An 18,990-nucleotide genomic window follows, 5' to 3' on the forward strand; every position below is an offset into this window, starting at 1 on the left:
ATACGGGGAGGAACTGGACAGCTGTCTGTCAGGTTTGAGTCGGAGGTATATAATTTTGTACAATTTGCTCGGCGATACGGCAGATCTCGTCTCGAATATGCTGAGGTTCCAATACCTCAACATCTGCGCCGAAGCCCAGAATGAACCCATATAACCACGCATCCTCTGGAAAAGCAACCTGGCTGATATAATACCCAGTCCCATCAGGCATGACGTTCTCGATCCCAAACCATTCTTCCGCAATATGACGGACGCGAGCATGGAATTTCAAGGTTAACCCAGCCTGATTGCATGTACGAGTCCATTCCTGCTGCCAGGGTCTGTCCTGTGGGTTGATTACTTTACGCTCGAAGCGCTCATCAGCAAGTGTGACATCTTGCATGCGTACGAGTTTGAACATGCGAAATTGATTCCGCTCGTGGCAAAAGGCATACAGGTACCAGGAATGCTTTTTAAGCACGATGGTATGAGGATCGGCAGTTCGGTGAGTCCGGGTACCTTCCGCACTGCAGTAGGTAAAGGTGACGGGGCGTAATTGATCCATGCCCTGTTCGATAAGCTGAAGCTTGATTTGTAGGGCTTCGGGATGCGTCCAGGTTGAATAATCAACGATGAAACGATTGGTATTGGCCTGAAAATCATCATTCTTGGCTTCAGGCACGATACTGCTGAGTTTTTCGACCAGAAGCTCACGCGCCGCATTGGCATGGGAGGTGGATACGCTGCGCAGTGCAGTGACGATGGACGCGAGGTCCTTGTCTGTTAATACGTTTCGATCCAGACGGTATCCTTCTGCCAGACCAATCCCACCGCTTGCCCCCTGATACGTCACCACCGGAATGCCAGCTTGTCCCAATGTGTCGATGTCTCGATATATGGTCCGAATCGATACTTCGAACGTATCTGCCAAGTCTTTGGCTTGTACTCGTCCGCGATTGATTAGTAACACCACGATAGCTAACAAACGCTCAAGTTTCATATCTATGTATTCCTTTCATTGGTTTATCTGTTGGATTCAAATATGTTATATTGTTGAGCATCACACATAGGAGTGGAATAAGCAATGAAGCGAATTACGATTCTAATCGCAGACGATGAAGTTGAGATCGCTGATCTGGTTGCTTTACATTTACAAAAAGAAGGATATCACACCGTTAAGGCCTTTGACGGGAAGGCGGCGGTACAAGCCGTTCAGACCCAAGCGATAGATTTAGCGATTCTGGACATTATGATGCCTGGCATGGACGGGTATGAGGTGACTCGTAAAATTCGGGAGCAGCATCACTTACCGATCATTTTCCTGAGTGCCAAAACGTCAGATATGGACAAAATTACGGGACTCGTGATGGGCGCGGATGATTATATGACCAAACCATTCAATCCGATGGAGCTTGTTGCCCGGGTGAATTCCCAGTTGCGTCGTTCCCTACAATTCAGCCAGTCTGCGCCTGTTCAGCGCTCCATTCTGGAGAAGGGCGGGCTTATCATCACGCCAGATCAACATCGCGTTACACTCTACGGCAAACCAGTGGAACTAACACCGAAGGAATTCGACATTCTGTATCTGCTCGCGAGCCACCCCAAGCAGGTGTTCAGTGCAGAAAATATTTTTGAACAGGTATGGGGAGAAGCCTATTACGAGAGTGGTAATACCGTGATGGTCCATATTCGCACCCTGCGCAAAAAGTTGGGAGAAGATGTGAACAAGAACAAGTTTATCAAAACCATCTGGGGTGTGGGGTACACGTTTAATGACTAAACGAAGAAGTTTTCGCACAACCATGATTATGTTGTTAGGGTTAAGCATGCTTGCCTCTGGCGCAATTACCTATGGGATTTATAAGCTTATGCAAGCCTATTATTCGGGTGTCCGTGCAGAAGATCAGCTCGCTGAATATCGTCATTTTATGAGAAGTATCGGGGATATCTATTTCTTCCTGATCTTATTTATCCCTCTTGCCATTCTATTTTTCTTCTGGTTTACCAAACCCTACGCGACGTATTTCAAGGACATTTCCACAGGGATCAGGCATTTGGCCAGTGGAGACTTTCAGCATCGTGTGCAGATTTCCTCGAAGGACGAGTTAGGTACGATTGCGGAGGATGTGAATCTGGCAAGTGAGAAGCTGAAGGAAGCTGTAGAACGAGGGGATTTTGCTGAAAATAGTAAGGACCAGCTAGTTGTTAATCTGGCGCATGACCTGCGAACACCGCTGACCTCTGTGCTTGGATATTTGGATCTGCTCATGAAGGATGACCAACTGACGGAGGAGCAGGTCAGGCACTTTACGGCAATTGCATTTACCAAATCACAGCGTCTGGAGAAACTGATTGATGATTTGTTCGAAATTACTCGCATGAACTATGGCATGTTGCCTATAAACAAGACACAGCTGGATCTTAGTGAGCTACTAAAACAGATGAACGAAGAACTCTATCCTGTATTCGAAAAGAACCAACTAGTCGCCCGATTAAAAATAGACACTGACCTTACGGTCTCCGGTGATGGCGAGTTGCTGGCACGTGTGTTCGAGAATCTGCTAATTAACGCTGCACGGCACGGCAAGGATGGCATGTACGTGGATATTAACGGATATCGTGATACAGAACAGATCATCATTCACGTGATTAACTATGGTGGACATATTCGTCTGGAGGAATTGCCGCATATCTTCGATATGTATTATACCGGAGATCGTGCCAGAACCCCTCAGGAAGGTGGGACAGGCCTTGGTCTGTTTATCGCTCGCAATATTGTGGAGCAGCATGACGGTACGATCTCGGCTCAGAGCGATGTGGTAAGGACGTTATTCGAAGTTCGTTTGCCCGTATTCCAATAAGGTTCGACGTCAAATTTAAGAAAAACTTTAAAATTGCCCTGCTTTTTCTTTAACTTGTGTTGTCTATCCTTGATGTATGAGGTAAAAGGAGGAACAAGCATGAAGAAGTGGGGCTTTTTGATATGTATCATTTTGATCGGATATATCGTTACGCAATCACCGGGAGGGCTTCAGCAGAAGAATGAGTTGCCGATCGAGATTCAGAATACGCGTGAAAATCCTGCAGGTTATACCGTATCTGTCACCGGAAACATTCAGGATCAGGTACACAAGGGCAACTTGTTACTGGTTGATAAGCAATACCCCGTTCACCCGGAAGGGGTTAAATCCGATATTGTATATGTGGCACATGAGGATGAGCTACTTCGTGGTTATGGAATACTGAATCAGAAAATCATGTTATCCCGGCAAGTCGCGCAGGAGTTTCGGAAGATGGTTGAAGCAGCAGGCGAAGAGGGAGTCCGATATTTCCTCATTAGTAGTGGTTACAGGGACTTTGCGAAGCAGGACGAGCTTTATCGTGAAAAGGGTTCAGACTACGCACTTCCTGCGGGTCACAGTGAGCACAATCTCGGCTTATCCCTGGATGTTGGTTCAAGCTTGGCTGCCATGAATGAAGCACCAGAGGGTGCTTGGCTGGAGAAGAATGCATGGAAATACGGATTTATTTTGCGTTACCCAAAGGATAAAGTGCGCATCACGGGTATACAGTATGAACCATGGCACTTTCGATATGTAGGGCTGCCGCACAGTGCTGTCATGTATAAAAATAATCTGGTGCTGGAACAGTATCTGGATTTGCTAAAAGAGAAAGAGAACATTACTGTGGAAGTAGAGGGTGAGGAGTATCACATCCGCTATTATAGGGTCACCCAAGATACGACCGTTTACATACCTGAGCAAGGCCACACTGAAATATCGGGAGATAACATGGATGGCGTCATTGTCACCGTAAAGAAATAACAAGGCAACGCAAGGGAGGCAAAACAACATGAAGCACAACAACCAGAAGAAAACCAAACATTACATCCTTTGGATTGCCGTTTTCATTATCTATTTATATCTACTTACTAAGCTAATCCTGTTCAAAGGGAGCCCGGTCGATTTTGGCATCGTGAAGGATCGACTTATGGCGTTCTTGCAACAACCTGATCTGATCCATACGCGAACCGTCAACCTGACACCGTTTCAGGAAATCTCACGAGACTGGAACAGTCTGTCGTTACATCGTCCGGGCACCGCAATCCATCTGGTAGGCAATATACTGGCCTTTATCCCACTGGGCATCTTCATTCCTGTATTGACGGGCAACAAGTTATTCTCTGGCGTAAAGGTACTCTTGCTGTCGCTGCTGCTCAGTCTGGGCTATGAAGTGACACAGTTAGTGACTGGCATGGGCATATTCGATGTGGATGATCTGATGCTTAATACACTCGGCGGCTTGATTGGATATATTGTTTTCACTATGGCTATGGGTCTGAAAAAGGTGCTGGTGGGAGGAGAATCCCGCGTGACAACGAAGAAGTTGAATTCTAAGGAAAGTCACGTGTAAGAAATGGCATTGGGCATTAAAAGGAAGTTGGCCTTGAAGCAACGGAGAACACACACATACTGAAACCAAAGGCTCTCCATCACTGTGCAGATTGCACGTTACGGGGAGTTTTTTTGCTGTTTCGTAAGGTGTAATATTTAGGATAGAATCAGTGAACTTTGCGAGTAGCATCGCAAATGAGGTAGAGTAGAGATGATGCGTTAGTACCTATTCCTTACAAAAAAGGAGGACATACATTGTATTCATTAGCTAAAGAACTAGCAGGAACAATGAAAGCCATTATACAAATTGAAAGCGAAATTGTTGAAGCTAAGATTGATCAAGAGGGTGAAGAGATCATACTTGGTATGGAAAAGAGAAGATCAGCTTTATTAAATAGTGTCACACGTGATGAATTAATGGTCATCCAAACAGTGATGAACGTAGGAAGGTCAGAAAGAGGGTATCGGTATCATTTTAATTCGGAAGACGTTGAGATTATTAACCTTCCCATTGAGTTAAACGAGCATGAGTTGATGCAGAAATATTCCTATTATCTGATACATAAAACCAAAGAGGAATTAGCACATGGAATTGAATATCATACGCTTGTCTCATCATTTCTAAAAGAAGGTATAGAGATCTTAAAACTCTAGACCGTTACCCGACATGCTGATAGGAGGTCTGCAAGATGATAATGAAAATTTCGTATTATACGCCAGATGGATTCTACTATTATGTCCCCGATCAATATGCAGAGAAGATGGAAGAGTGGAGAATTGAATTTTCAGATTTTTTGCAGAGTATAGAGGGGAAACATCCATTCACAGAATACACAGAGTCCATTAATTATGAGGGTGAGCTGGAATATGCCGTTTTTGTAAGATGCTACGGAGGAGATGAGTTTGTAGACTGGATTAACGTAGAGAAATTAAACTGCAGAGGTATATATCGTATAGCTGAGCCACCTGATGATTCGGAAGTTGACTTGAAGATTGATTTTTAAACATATCCCGATTATGAAAAGCAAAGCCAAAAAGCTCCCCGTCACGTGCTGATTGCACGTGGCAGGGAGCTTTTTGTATAACTTCATCACATTAATGATTCATGTCATTAAGCTTTTTTCATCATTTGACGCAATACGGTTTGCAGGATACCGCCGTTATGGTAGTAATCCACGTCAACCATGCTGTCCAGACGAGCGATAACAGGGAAGTCGAACTGTGTACCGTCTTCACGAGTTACGGTTACTTTCAACTCTTGTCCTGGTTTCACGTCATTGCTGAGGCCAGTAATGTCATACGTTTCACGTCCGTTCAAACCAAGGCTGGACCAGCCGTGACCTTCCTGGAATTGCAATGGCATTACGCCCATGCCGACCAGGTTACTACGGTGAATCCGCTCGAAGCTTTCTGCGATAACAGCTTTGACGCCGAGCAAGAATGTTCCTTTTGCCGCCCAGTCACGGGAGCTTCCTGTACCATACTCTTTACCAGCGATAACGATCAGGTTCTGTCCTTCATCCTGATACTTCATGGAAGCATCGTAGATGGACATTTCTTCGTCGGTTGGCAGGTACTTCGTAATACCACCCTCGGTGCCCGGAGCCACCTGGTTACGAATACGAATGTTGGCGAATGTACCACGCATCATCACTTCATGGTTACCACGGCGTGAACCGTAGGAGTTGAAGTCCTTGCGTTCTACGCCATGCTCTTTCAGGTACAGTCCAGCCGGGCTGGATGCTGCAATATTACCTGCTGGCGAGATGTGGTCCGTAGTTACGGAATCCGCAAGCAATGCCATAACGCGTGCAGAACGGATATCTGCGATATCGTTCAACGTGTCGCCAAGCTCTTGGAAGAACGGAGGATTCTGAATGTACGTGGAGTTCGGATCCCACTCGTACAATTCACCTTCCGGTACAGAAATTGAATTCCAACGCTCATTAGCTGTAAATACGTTCTCGTACTTGTTGCGGAACATCTGAGCGTTCAGGGAACTAGCGATGGTATCCTTGATTTCCTCGGAGGTAGGCCAGAGGTCTTTCAGGAACACAGGCTCATTGTTAGTATCATAACCGATTGGATCGGTTTCAAAGTCAATATTCACTGTACCCGCAAGTGCATATGCCACAACGAGTGGTGGTGATGCCAGGTAGTTGGCTTTAACCTGTGCATGCACACGGCCTTCGAAGTTACGGTTACCGGACAATACAGCCGCTACGGTCATATCGTTATCAGCAATAGCTTCGCTCACTTCGTCCGGCAGTGGGCCGGAGTTACCGATGCATGTTGCACAACCGTAGCCGGCAACGTTGAATCCGAGTTTGTCGAGATACGTGTTCAGGCCTGCTTTTTCCAGATACTCCGTAACAACAAGGGAACCTGGTGTCAGACTGCTTTTCACATATCCTGGTTTGGTCAGGCCGCGTTCAACTGCTTTTTTCGCCAGCAGTCCCGCTCCGACCATAACGCTTGGATTCGAAGTGTTCGTACAACTTGTGATCGCAGCGATCACAACAGCGCCTGCTTTCAGTTCACTGTTGGAACCGTTCGGGTGCTTCGCAGGTACGCTTTGTTCAATTTTCTCATCGCTCAGCCCGTAGCCGCCTTTATCTACAGGTGTGCGGATGATGCTGTTGAAGCTTTCTTTCATTTGTGTCAGCTCGATGCGATCTTGTGGACGTTTTGGTCCTGCAAGACTTGGTACAACAGAGCCGAGATCCAGTTCAATCACATCTGTAAATTCAGGATCAACGGTGCTGGAAGTACGGAACATGCCTTGAGCTTTGTAGTAAGCTTCAACCAATTCTACCTGTTCGTCAGGACGACCCGTGCTGCGCAGATAGTTCAATGTTTCACTATCGACAGGGAAGAAACCGATGGTAGCGCCGTACTCAGGTGCCATGTTGGCTACTGTTGCACGGTCAGCCAGACCGATGTTGGCAAGACCTGGTCCATAGAACTCAACGAATTTACCAACAACGCCTTTTTTACGAAGCAATTGGGTAACGGTGAGTGCCAGATCCGTTGCTGTTGCGCCTTCGCTCAGGCTGCCTGTCAGTTTAAAACCGATAACGTCTGGTGTTACAAAATAAAGCGGTTGGCCCAGCATGCCTGCTTCGGCCTCGATTCCACCAACACCCCAACCAACAACGCCAAGTCCGTTGATCATGGTGGTATGGGAGTCTGTACCTACAAGGGAATCCGGGAATACAACGGTCTCGCCGTCCACGGTTTTTGTCGCTGCCACGGAAGCCAGATACTCCAGGTTAACCTGGTGAACGATCCCTGTGGATGGTGGAACTGCACGGAAGTTGTTGAATGCCGTTTGTGCCCAACGCAAGAAGCGGTAACGCTCTTCATTACGCTCGAACTCGACTTGGATATTATAATCAAGTGCATCGTTGGTACCGAATGCATCAACCATGACGGAGTGGTCGATAACGAGATCGACGGGTACGAGCGGGTTGATTTGTTTCGGGTCGCCGCCTGCTTTTTTCACGGTATCACGCATTGCAGCGAGGTCAACGACAACCGGTACACCGGTGAAATCCTGCAGAACGATACGTGCAGGGATGAATGGAATTTCCTTGTTATTGTCACGGCCATCTGCCCAGCCGGTCAGTTGTTTCACGTGTTCTTCGGTAATGGCACGTCCGTCGAATTGACGAATTGCTGCTTCAAGCAACACTTTAATGGAGAAAGGGAGCCTGGAAAGATCGCCGTGGCCGCCTTCTTGAAGAGCATCGAGACTGTAGTAGCGGTAAGACTTGCCTCCAACCTCAAGACTGCGAGCGGCGGAGAAATGATTCTTTGCTGACATACATGTACCTCCTTGGAATGTGTCGGTGAGATGAAGAAAACGTTCATTTAGGTGAAGAACAGGCCTTCATCGTTCCGTGTTCTCGTTCGTTAGTTTCATCAGGTGAAACGTAATTTCATAATCATAACTTTAGTTTTAAGTATACCGTTTTCACCTTCGTACGTAAAGGGCTTTTTACCTGTTCAATCAAGCTTTTGAACCAATGAAGGCGTTTTCGTGAAGCGAGAAGGAATAAGATATATCATGCACCTGTATTTGCCGAATTTAGAGTCTTCATCCCGAGCTATGTACATACAACCGAAGACCCTCTCATATGAATAGTAGGAGTTTATATATGCAATGAAATATTCCAGACAGAACTCATGCCAAAGGGGGACATAGGCTTGGAACGGGAATGGAAGAGTGCCTTATATACTTACGTGAACCAGTACAATCGCTGTGAAATCGACTACCGTCCACAGACCAGCGAACGGATCGTTACTGATCCTGACTTCGTGGTGGAACGGGGAGAGCGTATGGCAAGGCTGGACGAATGGTACCGTAAGCGGCGCGCCGTGCCTCTTCGCAGCGAGACGAGCGCCAAGCTTGTGCGTACGCTTATGGATGGACAGGAAGAAGCGGTGGTGGATGTACAATTGTACAGCAGACTGTTCTACGAGAAGAGCGGGATCACCCACCGGGAGGACCGGATTGAGCGGGAGCGGTTAACCTTTCTGCGGCAGAGTGGTGGATGGATCATTGGACGGGTCGAGCGAGAAGTGCCGGAGCGTCGCCCCGCTGGGGAAGGACGTCCGTTTCAACAGGCCGATTTTGTACAGGCGATGAATCGGCCGCTGCTGAATCGGGAAGTTTTGGGTCAAGGCAGAAGCTCACGTCAGCAAGCATATCGCAGGGATCTGGCGGTTGCCTATGCGGATCGCTGGTGGAATGCGGGGAATCCCGCCTTTGAGGAATTTGATGTGGATTGCACCAATTACGTGTCCCAATGTCTCTTTGCAGGGGGCGCACCCATCCACTATACTGGTAGAAGAGAAGCTGGTTGGTGGTATAAAGGGTATGTGAATGGCTCCGAAATGTGGAGTTACAGCTGGGCAGTCTCCAATAGTCTGGAGCGTTATTTATCAGGCAGCAGCTGGGGTCTGACTGCGACAGTCGTAGATCGTCCGGAGCAGCTGATGCTGGGAGATGTTATTCTCTATGATTGGGACGGAGATGGGCGATTTCAGCATAGCACCGTTGTAACCGCGTTTGATGCGGGTGGTATGCCTCTTGTTAACGCACATACGGTTAGCAGCCGTCACCGATATTGGGATTACCGGGATTCATACGCTTGGACGGAGCGGACGGTATACCGGCTTTTTCATGTTGCAGATGAGTTTTGATGACGAAAGATTTTCGGGATGCGGTGACGTAGACATCCAGTTCCGTGTAAAATAAGATCAGGTAACGCAAGCAGAATAACAAGGGTGCTGAGCATGCAAGGATGACAGCATCAGGCACAGATAATCGGAGGTTACGCATGAGTATGGATAAATTAAAAGTAGGCGTCGTGTACGGCGGAAAATCGGGCGAGCATGAGGTTTCGCTGCAAACGGCGTTTGCTGTAACGAACGCATTTGATTATGAGAAGTATGAATTGGTTCCTTTTTATATCTCCAAGCAGGGTACGTGGAAAAAAGGACCTGTCATGCATGCGCCGTTCGCGCAGATTGAAGGTTTGAAGCTGGAGCAATCGGCAGGCGGAACTCAGGATGCACTGAACGCACTGTTTGGCCGTTTGTATGGCGGAGCGGAAGCGCTGGACGTTATGTTCCCTCTGCTGCATGGTACGTTTGGAGAAGATGGTACCATTCAGGGCATGTTCGAGATGGCGGATATGCCATATGTAGGTGCAGGTGTACTCGCTTCGGCTGGTGGCATGGACAAAGTGGTCATGAAGAAGCTGTTTGCACAGGCTGGCATTGACCAATGTGCCTTTACGTATTTTAATGCGACACAATGGAAACAGACCGAGCACGAAATGATCGTACAGGTCGAAGATCAGCTGGGATATCCTTGTTTTATCAAACCGGCTAATCTGGGCTCCAGCGTAGGCATCTCCAAAGCGCGTAACCGTGATGAACTGAAGACAGCTGTCGAGTTCGCACTTCGGTATGATACGAAGGTGGTCATTGAGGAGTTCGTTGAAGCACGCGAGGTTGAGGTCAGCGTTCTTGGCAATGACGAGCCAATGGCTTCCGTTCCAGGCGAGATCGTATCCTCAGGTGAGTACTATGACTATGCAGCCAAGTATATTGATGGTCAATCACAGATGCTGATTCCGGCTCCACTGGACCCTGAGGCCGCAGATCGCATTCGCGAAGCCGCATTGCAGGCATTCCGTGCGATTGAAGGTAACGGCATCTCCCGTGCAGACTTCTTCATTCGGAAAAATGACGGCGCATTACTTATTAATGAAGTAAACACCATGCCTGGTTTCACACCGTATAGCATGTATCCACTTCTGTGGCGCGAGACAGGTGTATCTTATGCAGAGCTGCTGGATCGCATGATTGAGCTGGCACTGGAGCGTTACAACCGCAAGCAGGCACTGAATTACGAGAACGGCGTACAGGCGTAGCCTGAGACGACAAGATCAGGAGGGGTATGCATGGGATTTCAGACTGAATTCAATTCCGTATGCAAATTCAAGAGTGAGCAAGAGTTATTCGAACTGCTTGAATACGGTCGCGGAAAAATGGTTAAACAGGGCTTCCGGGTATTTCCTACCGGCCAGAAAGTCATTGCTTATACACCGGATAACGTGGCTGTAGCCATCGTGAAGATCGTGGTTTCCATTGCAGAAATCAACTTCCAGGGGCAAGAGGTAACCGAAGTGGAGATGCAACTGATCCGCAAGTTGACCGAGGAAGAATCACGTATCCAGACCGCACTTGCGGATGAGATGTTCTTTGGAGAGCAGGCTCAGGAATAGTTATTGATTGTGAGTGTGGGTCAGATTGGCTGATTTGCGAAAATACGATTATGGTCACTCTTTTAGGGTAAAACTTGGTTATATACAGTGACGGTACATCCTGACGGTTGAATATGCCGAGCAGGTTTTCCGCCCTAACAGAGAGGAAGAAATTCATGCTTGTACGTTTTGGTTATGTGGCGATGTCCGTGCTTGTTGAGAATGCCTCACCTTCCCGGACCATGACCATGTCCAGTTTTAATAAAATCGATGACAGGGAAGCAGCCATCCGCAAGCTCGAACGGATTGCAGCCGAGAACCTGCACAATACACTACGATTGCTCCGGCACAACAAGGGCAGCCATATTCATGTATATCGCTTCTCTTCCAAATTGATTCCACTGGCAACACACGAGGATTTGAATGATTGGGACCCGTTTCCGGCACTGAAGCAGGACTTTGCGGCCATTGGTGATTTTGTGAAGGAGAATCATATGCGTGTGTCCTTTCATCCGGATCATTTTACCGTACTTAGTACACCCCGCGAGCAAGTTCTGCACAACTCGATTCGCGACCTTCGTCATCATGTTCGGATGCTGGATGCCATGGGTCTGAATGCCACTGCCAAGAACAATATACATATTGGTGGTGCATACGGGGACAAGCCTTCGGCGGCGCTTCGTTTTGAAGAAAACTTTTTGAAGCTGGATCGGGACATCCAGGAGCGACTGACACTCGAAAATGATGACAAAACGTTCAATGCGGCCGAGACACTCGCTGTAAGCCAGCATTTGGGATTGCCCATGGTGCTGGATATTCATCACCAGTGGGTCAATAATGAGGGTGAACAGCCATGGGATCTATGGCCTGATATCCTGAAGACTTGGGAGTCATCGCTCGCGCAGGCAGACTCACCAGCTGATCAGCCATTACCACCCAAAATTCATGTGTCCAGTCCGAAGAGCGAGAAGGATCTGCGAGGTCATGCTGATGGTGTAGAGGTAGAGCCTGTGCTCGACTTCTTGCGTCATATCGCAGCAGATACCCCAAGGCTGGACGTGATGATCGAGGCTAAACGCAAAGATGAGGCACTTGTGCAACTGATGCAGAAGCTGGCATTCTATCACGAAGAGGGTGTGGAGTGGGTGGACGAGTCTACCGTCATCATTCATCCGTAGTGCCAAAAGGGGCCTGGGCAACGAGAAACTTTACGACCTGTCGGGCGTATACTTTTAACAAGAATTTCAACTTTTCGTAGATTGATATAGAAAGTAGAGTGAACGCTTTGAATGAGAAGGAAAAGATACCTTATGTCGTGACAAGCAAAAGCTATACTGCCGTTGCCATTAATGCAGCTTCCAAAGCTGGAGAATGGATCAAAAGCCGTCTTGGGACGGTAACTGAACCTGGAACCAAATATTCACCCCAGGATCTGGTGACTGAAGTGGATAAAGGAGCGGAGCAGATGATCCGCCGCCTGATTCTTACGCATTTTCCCCACCATGCCATTCTGGGTGAAGAAGGCGTCGAACCGGGACCGGAAGCTTCGGCAAAAGCACTGAAAGAGGCAGAGGAAGAAGAGTTCCTCTGGATTGTTGATCCGGTGGATGGAACAACGAACTTTGTACACGGATTCCCGTTTTATTCGGTGTCCATCGCATTGGCTCACCATGGTGAAGTCATTGTCGGCGTAATATACGACCCTTCCCGTGATGAACTGTTTGTTGCGGAAAAAGGGAAAGGAGCTTATGTCCACGGAAACCGGATGCTTGTATCTGGTGAAAAGGAACTGGCTCAGAGCCTGATTGCGGTTGGATTTCCGGCAGACACAACCTTTGCATTGCCACTGAATATGGCTGCTGTGCAGGCTCTTGCTCCGCAAGTTCGTAACTTGCGTGCAGGCGGATCTGCCGCCCTTCATCTGGCATATGTGGCCGCAGGACGTCTCAGCGCCTACACTGAAGTCGGATTGAAACCGTGGGATATTGCCGCAGGTGCGCTGCTGGTTGAAGAATCTGGCGGTAAGGTGACCGATACCATCGGAACGCCTTATCAACTGTCTGTGAATCATGTCGTTGCCAGCAATGGTAAAATCCATGATGCACTGACGGGTGTGCTGAAGGAAGCGAAGGCTACGGGTTTGGAGTGAGTTTATTCAACTCATCCATGCTTTAATAACCTGTAATTGTACATTAACGGAGGGGACAGAAAGCATCTGAAGAAGCGGAGCGCTCGCCTTTATCACCGGATTTCTCCCTTGGAAAAGGGAATCAAAGAAATCAGGGGATAACAGCGATCGAAAGATGATTCTGTACACGAAGTGAAAGTACAATAGTATAGGTAACGCAGGTATGACTTTAATTAAAGGAGCGAAAACAATGGATGAATCCAAAGAACTGGAACGACGGCTCAGTGATATGCTGACGGAAGGGGACATGGAAGAGTCCGGCGACACCGATCAGCGTGAACGCCAGCTGATTCCTCCCAAATATGAAGTGCGGATTCAGACGGAACGTGATCCAATCGTCGAGGAAACGTTAAAGTACCGGAAGTTGGCACGTGAAGTGGACGATCGTTATGATCGCTATCTGGAGCGAACTACCGGGAACAAACTGGAGAGCGACATGGATCATTCGAATTCTAAAGACCCGGATAAGCCGCAATCTTAATTATCACTGAACGTCATAGCTGAGCTTAACCAATAACAGGCTCCCCATCAGGGAGTCTGTTATTTCATGCGTGCTTCTAGCAGAGAGGACAACGCCTACTTTAAAATGATAGAATAGAGTAACACGAACCGATGTCATTGGAATGACCAATGTACTATACAATAGTGTAATTATAGATTAGAAGAAGGAGTGTTACCCCGAATGAAGCGTAAACGTATATGGGAAAATACAGCTGCAGGCTTAACGGCCAGCATGCTGGCAGGGATGCTGCTCTTCACATCGTCTGCATTGCCTGCACATGCTGCAGACGTTAAGACTGGCGGATTGCCTGCGGGTACTAACGAGGCATCACTGACTGCCAAGAAAGATGCCGTTGCCGTAACGAAGGAGTTCCGCATCGTTACATTGGGAGACTCTATTACCGTAGGTTATGAGCCCAACACAAAAGAGCTGCCTTATGGTTATGTAGAGCGTTTGCAGGAGCAGGGATTGCTGCATGGACGTACACAGGTGGACAACTATGGGATTGCTGGATTGAAAACCAGTGGCCTGAAAAACTTCACCACTGCAATTAAGGATGGCAAGACACTAACTTCTGAAGCCATTCAACCCAGTCTTCCCGATCCAAGAGCGGGACAGATTGGAGCCAATACTGCTGCAATTCGCGAGAGTATAGCGCAGGCGAATCTGGTTGCAATCACCATTGGGGGGAATGATGTATCGGAGTTGCTCGGTACAGCAGACAAACTGAGTGATCAGGAGCTCCAAGAGAAAGTAAAAGAATTACTCGCAACCTACACAGCCAATATCAGTGCAACGATTAATGATATCCATGAGATTAACCCGACAGCTAAAATTGTCATCGCTGACCAGTATCAACCGATGCCAGAAGTAGCGGGCAAGGCCCTCTATGCCAAACTTATGGAGGCATCCCAAGGTTTCACACAGACTATTGATGGTATTGCAGCACAATTCACTGCTCAGGGTACCGATGTCAAAGTCGCACACGTGGCTAAGGAATTTGTTGGCGGCGAAGGCACCATGACACATATGATCAAAAATCGTGATTTCCACCCGAATCAATTCGGATATGCAGCCATTGCCGAAGTATTTGCCAAAACGATCTGGGGCGACTACACCAAGCTGACTGCACCTGCGACGGGTGAGCCGATGAACATTATTGTGAGTGGCAAAACATTGAATACACCGTACAAACCGATTATCCGTAACGGCAAAAACTTTGTGGCGATCCAGGACATCGTGAACGCGGTCGGTGCTACTACCGTGTGGGATAACAAAACTTCAACCGCAACGATTACATACGGAGACCGTAAGGTAGCCGTGACGATTGGTGCCAATGCGGTGAAGGTCAACGGAGCATCCGTTACTGTGGATACACCTGCCTTCCTGAACAAGGTAGGCAAAGAGTCCAAAACATATGTACCGCTTGCGATGGTAGCTGAAGGTCTTGGCTTTGACGTGCAGTATGTAGCGAAGCTGAAAACGGTTTTTGTTAATCCGTAAAATGCATTTCGTGCTCTAACATAATATGTTATTCATTAGCCAGAATTCCTTGATCTGTTCAAGGCGTTCTGGCTGTTTTACGTTCTGTGAGAGTTCCTTACATAGGTGTATACCTTCTCTAATGACCTCAAATGTTGCATAAATATATCTTGTCAGATGACCATGGATGTGTAAATATGAAAATAACTTACAATAAAACCACTAACCCATAGCACGATAGCACCCTTCGCAAGCCAAAGGAGCGCTTAGGATGAGTAAAATTAAGAACGCTTTCACAACACTGCCGATTCATCACAAAACGATTCTTCTCATCGGACTGTTGATGCTAATCAGCTTTACGTTTTATGCGTCCGTACTCCGATATGTGTTCAGTATCTACGACCGCCAGATTTATGAGAAATCCTCACAGGTCCTTAATATGTCTTCGGTAGGTATTGAGAACCAACTGCGTGAGATTTCCAATCTTTCCTTCAAGGTGATGTCGGACGAGCCGCTGCAACAATATCTGCTCCAACTGAAAAAGGTCGAAACGGGTTATGAGAAAAATGGATTGCGTAAAAAGATCACCAACAGGCTAGTCGCTTACGCGGGTTCCGAAAAATACGTCTATTCCATGTTATTTATCGATAATGATAATAACGTTATGGCCGCAGGAAATCGGGAGGGAATTTCGGAGTCGAAGCAGAAGGAACTGGTTGCACTGGGACAGCAATACTCGGGCTCCAATGCCTGGCATACCAGCGGGGATAAACAGTCCCGACTTTTGTCCGTCCGACAGGTGAAATCCTTTATTGGCGGAGCGTTTACATTGGAAGACCTCGGGACATTGATCATCCGCGTACGTCTGGACCGAATTGTACAGGATCAGATGCAAGAACCAGCCGAGGACTCTCAACTACTGATTACGGATGGAAAAGAAGTGATCTACCCAACAGAATCAACAGTCAGTGAAGCTGAGATTGAATCTGAATTGAAGCGCACCCAGCCCTACGGAATTGCGATGTTGGAGCAGGGAAGACACTTTGTTGCCCGGGCCCATTCTTCCTATTCGGATTGGACTTATTTGTACACAACCCCGTTTGACCAGATGTTCAAACAGGTCCAATTTGTCAAACAGTTGGTCACGGTCATCTTTATCATGATTTTTCTCGCAGCGCTTATTATTGGAGCGAGATTCTCTCGCAGCATTACCCACCCGATTGCACAGTTGATCAAAAAGATGCGTAATATCGAAAAAGGCGATCTGGATAAACTGGAGGAGGCAGCCCTTGGCAATGTTCCGATATCTCCACAGAATGAGGTCGGACTGCTACATCGCACATTCAAGATGATGCTTCAACGGATACGTGAATTAATTGATGAGAATTATGCGAAGCAATTGGTGATTCGTGAGACCGAATTGAAAGCGCTTCAGGCGCAGATTAATCCCCATTTTCTGTACAACACGCTTGAATCCATTAACTGGCTAGCCAAAGTACAGAAGCAACGACAGATCTCGGAAATGGTTGAGGCGCTTGGATTCCTGCTGCGCAGTTCTGTGAATATGACCGAGAAGTGGATCACGCTGGAAAGAGAGCTGGATATTGTCCGCAGTTACGTGACGATTCAGCGCACTCGTTTTGAGGAAAGACTGGATTTCGACATGGAGATTGCCCCAGAGGTTGGGACGGCGCGAATTCCGAAGTTAACATTACAGCCTTTGGTGGAGAACGCCATACACTATGCACTCGAACCAAGCATTGACCCTTGCCGGATTCGGATCCGGGCGAGAGCAGATGGAGATAAGGTGATTATTGAAGTCGAGGACGATGGTCCGGGGATGACACCGGAATTCCTGGAACAACTACATGAAGGACGTATTCAGACAAGAGGACAGGGCATTGGGTTATCTAACATCCAGGAACGAATCAGACTGACCTTCGGTGATGAAGGTGGAATGGTGATGAGCAGCAAGCCCGGATCAGGAACTGTAGTATCGATCAGCATACCTTGGATTAGAGAGGACGATGACGATGTACAAAGTGATGCTCGTAGATGATGAACGTGTCATTCTGGAAGGGATTTCTCAAGTGGTCGATTGGGCCGCGGCAGGTACGGAATTGGTGGGCACGGCGAGGAATGGAATTGAAGCATTGGACAAAATCGGGCAGTCGAGACCCGATATTATCATTACGGATATTTCCATGCCGGGCCTGGATGGTCTCGGGCTCATAGAGAAGGCATCCGAAGCATATCCGGGTGTGCGCTTCATTATGTTATCCGGCTATAAAGAATTCGAATATGCCCGCAGAGCGATGCAATATGGTGTGAAGCATTATTTGCTCAAGCCCTGTAACGAGAATCAGATCCATGATGCGCTGACTGAACTGTTGCAGGAGCATCAGGATGCTCAGGTGAAAGAGCATGTTGCTGGTGAGATGAAACAGCGGCTGCAACGGGTGCTTCCGCATGTGAAGGAGCAGTTTCTGCTGGAGTTCATGACCAACCGAACCTATGGTCCGGTTGATCTGGAGTATTATCAGGAGCTGTTCGATCTGGAGCTTGAAGAGAACGCGGTTCGATTACTGCTGTTCCGAATTGTGGATGAACATGATTACAGTCACTTATTTGCGATTAAAAATATTGCCAGCGACCTGCTCCCACATGTACTGTTAAGCACAACCATTGAAGGCAAACTCCTGATTCTGCTGGCTGATTCAGCTGATTCGGTTGGATTGAAAGAAAGTATTGAAGAGGTTCGGGCTGCATTTACCAGACTATATAAATTGGAAGTGACCGCTGCGCTGAGTGAAGCAGATCGAATGATTCAGTCCCGGCGGTTGTTTCGTGAGGCGTTGCAGTATCTGAACCATCGCTTCTTTATCGGTGAAGGCAAGCTGATTACGAAGAATGATCTGATACTGGCCGGAGAATGCGACGGGGTGCATGTAGAACAGGATGCGGAGCAACTGTGTCAGTTGATCAAATCGGGCAATACCGAGGAAACAGCGGTAGAAGTGGATCGTCTGTTTGATCTATTATCGCGTCAGCAGCTGGAAATTGAGGTGACTCGCTCTTACGTAGTACAGCTCTACTCGGCGATGGTTCATGTCTGTCCGCCTGAGGAGGCAACGGAATTCACCCAACGTATGGCAGAATTGCCTCATATCGATACGTTATCTGGTTTGAAGTCTTTTGTAGCAAGCAGTACAGCCCGATTAACGTCCGGTTATTACAAAAATCATATCAGTCGCCAGTCTTCTGCCGTGGAGAAGATGATGGATATCGTGGATCGTCATTATGGAGAGGCAGATCTCTCGCTCAATGGAGTCGCCCATCAGATGCTGTATATGAATCCAGATTATTTGGGCAAAATTTTCAAAAAAGTCACAGGCGAGAATTTCTCCAACTACGTGAATCGTCTGCGCATTGAACGCGCATGTGACCATATTCGCAGAGGCGGGGATGTGAAAGTATTCGAGCTTGCTGAATTGTTCGGATTCGGCGGGAATTCACAATATTTCAGTCAGGTGTTCAAAAAGTGGACTGGTATGACACCTACGGAATTCCGTAGGATCGGCATATAACAATGGACTACCAATCATGTGATTCATGTCTGAGGAGGACGAACAGCGCCGAGAGGGGGACTGTTGTCCTCCTCTGTTT

At 47.6% G+C, this 18,990-nt stretch carries 17 protein-coding genes; 15 read left to right on the top strand and 2 right to left on the bottom strand.

From position 1 onward, the window contains the following. Positions 1–28 precede the first annotated feature (28 nt). Positions 29–979, bottom strand: a complete 951-nt coding sequence (locus MHI06_RS03245; RefSeq protein ID WP_340400394.1) for a YafY family protein — start codon at positions 977–979, stop codon at positions 29–31. An 84-nt stretch (positions 980–1,063) separates the two neighbouring features. Between MHI06_RS03245 and MHI06_RS03250 the strand changes: the two genes are divergently transcribed. The 6 genes from MHI06_RS03250 to MHI06_RS03275 all read left to right on the top strand — a co-directional run bounded on the left by MHI06_RS03250 (position 1,064) and on the right by MHI06_RS03275 (position 5,377). Then, a complete protein-coding gene (locus MHI06_RS03250) occupies positions 1,064–1,759 on the top strand; it encodes a response regulator transcription factor (RefSeq protein WP_307415030.1) in 696 nt (231 codons plus the stop codon). Beyond that, positions 1,752–2,840 (top strand): HAMP domain-containing sensor histidine kinase, encoded by a 1,089-nt coding sequence (locus tag MHI06_RS03255; protein ID WP_340400395.1) that lies wholly within the window; start codon positions 1,752–1,754, stop codon positions 2,838–2,840. Before MHI06_RS03250 ends, MHI06_RS03255 begins: the two co-directional genes overlap by 8 nt. A 99-nt stretch (positions 2,841–2,939) precedes the next feature. After that, positions 2,940–3,803, top strand: coding sequence for a M15 family metallopeptidase (locus MHI06_RS03260; RefSeq protein ID WP_340400396.1), 864 nt, complete (start codon positions 2,940–2,942; stop codon positions 3,801–3,803). A gap of 28 nt (positions 3,804–3,831) precedes the next feature. Continuing rightward, a complete protein-coding gene (locus tag MHI06_RS03265; RefSeq protein ID WP_340400397.1) occupies positions 3,832–4,392 on the top strand; it encodes a VanZ family protein in 561 nt (186 codons plus the stop codon). 236 nt (positions 4,393–4,628) lie between these two features. After that, positions 4,629–5,027 carry a hypothetical protein gene (locus MHI06_RS03270; protein ID WP_340400398.1) on the top strand — a complete coding sequence of 133 codons (399 nt, stop codon included), beginning with the start codon at positions 4,629–4,631 and terminating at the stop codon, positions 5,025–5,027. Positions 5,028–5,062: 35 nt separating this feature from the next. Beyond that, positions 5,063–5,377, top strand: coding sequence for a hypothetical protein (locus tag MHI06_RS03275; protein WP_340400399.1), 315 nt, complete (start codon positions 5,063–5,065; stop codon positions 5,375–5,377). A gap of 107 nt (positions 5,378–5,484) precedes the next feature. Here the strand turns inward: MHI06_RS03275 and acnA are convergent, their stop codons facing one another. Continuing rightward, positions 5,485–8,199, bottom strand: coding sequence for an aconitate hydratase AcnA (acnA, locus tag MHI06_RS03280; RefSeq protein WP_340400400.1), 2,715 nt, complete (start codon positions 8,197–8,199; stop codon positions 5,485–5,487). 377 nt (positions 8,200–8,576) lie between these two features. Here acnA and MHI06_RS03285 point away from each other — a divergent pair, with 377 nt between their 5' ends. From MHI06_RS03285 to MHI06_RS03325, 9 genes are all read left to right on the top strand, one after another. Beyond that, on the top strand, positions 8,577–9,581 hold the full coding sequence (locus tag MHI06_RS03285; RefSeq protein WP_340402045.1) for an amidase domain-containing protein: 1,005 nt from the start codon (positions 8,577–8,579) through the stop codon (positions 9,579–9,581). A gap of 137 nt (positions 9,582–9,718) precedes the next feature. Next, positions 9,719–10,819 (top strand): D-alanine--D-alanine ligase, encoded by a 1,101-nt coding sequence (locus MHI06_RS03290; RefSeq protein ID WP_340400401.1) that lies wholly within the window; start codon positions 9,719–9,721, stop codon positions 10,817–10,819. 30 nt (positions 10,820–10,849) lie between these two features. Beyond that, complete coding sequence (locus MHI06_RS03295) at positions 10,850–11,173, top strand: hypothetical protein (protein ID WP_062837611.1); 324 nt, start codon at positions 10,850–10,852, stop codon at positions 11,171–11,173. 155 nt (positions 11,174–11,328) lie between these two features. Next, a complete protein-coding gene (gene uvsE, locus MHI06_RS03300) occupies positions 11,329–12,330 on the top strand; it encodes a UV DNA damage repair endonuclease UvsE (protein WP_340400402.1) in 1,002 nt (333 codons plus the stop codon). Positions 12,331–12,428: 98 nt separating this feature from the next. After that, a complete protein-coding gene (locus MHI06_RS03305) occupies positions 12,429–13,301 on the top strand; it encodes an inositol monophosphatase family protein (RefSeq protein WP_340400403.1) in 873 nt (290 codons plus the stop codon). A gap of 229 nt (positions 13,302–13,530) precedes the next feature. Next, on the top strand, positions 13,531–13,821 hold the full coding sequence (locus MHI06_RS03310) for a hypothetical protein (RefSeq protein ID WP_340400404.1): 291 nt from the start codon (positions 13,531–13,533) through the stop codon (positions 13,819–13,821). A gap of 201 nt (positions 13,822–14,022) precedes the next feature. Continuing rightward, positions 14,023–15,345, top strand: coding sequence for a stalk domain-containing protein (locus MHI06_RS03315; RefSeq protein WP_340400405.1), 1,323 nt, complete (start codon positions 14,023–14,025; stop codon positions 15,343–15,345). 250 nt (positions 15,346–15,595) lie between these two features. After that, complete coding sequence (locus MHI06_RS03320; RefSeq protein WP_169482738.1) at positions 15,596–17,383, top strand: histidine kinase; 1,788 nt, start codon at positions 15,596–15,598, stop codon at positions 17,381–17,383. Beyond that, the gene (locus MHI06_RS03325) at positions 17,358–18,911 is read left to right on the top strand and encodes a response regulator (RefSeq protein WP_340400406.1); all 1,554 of its coding nucleotides are present in this window, start codon (positions 17,358–17,360) and stop codon (positions 18,909–18,911) included. Before MHI06_RS03320 ends, MHI06_RS03325 begins: the two co-directional genes overlap by 26 nt. Positions 18,912–18,990 lie beyond the last annotated feature (79 nt).

The organism is Paenibacillus sp. FSL H8-0079 (assembly GCF_037991315.1).
In the GTDB taxonomy this organism is placed as follows: Bacteria; Bacillota; Bacilli; order Paenibacillales; family Paenibacillaceae; genus Paenibacillus.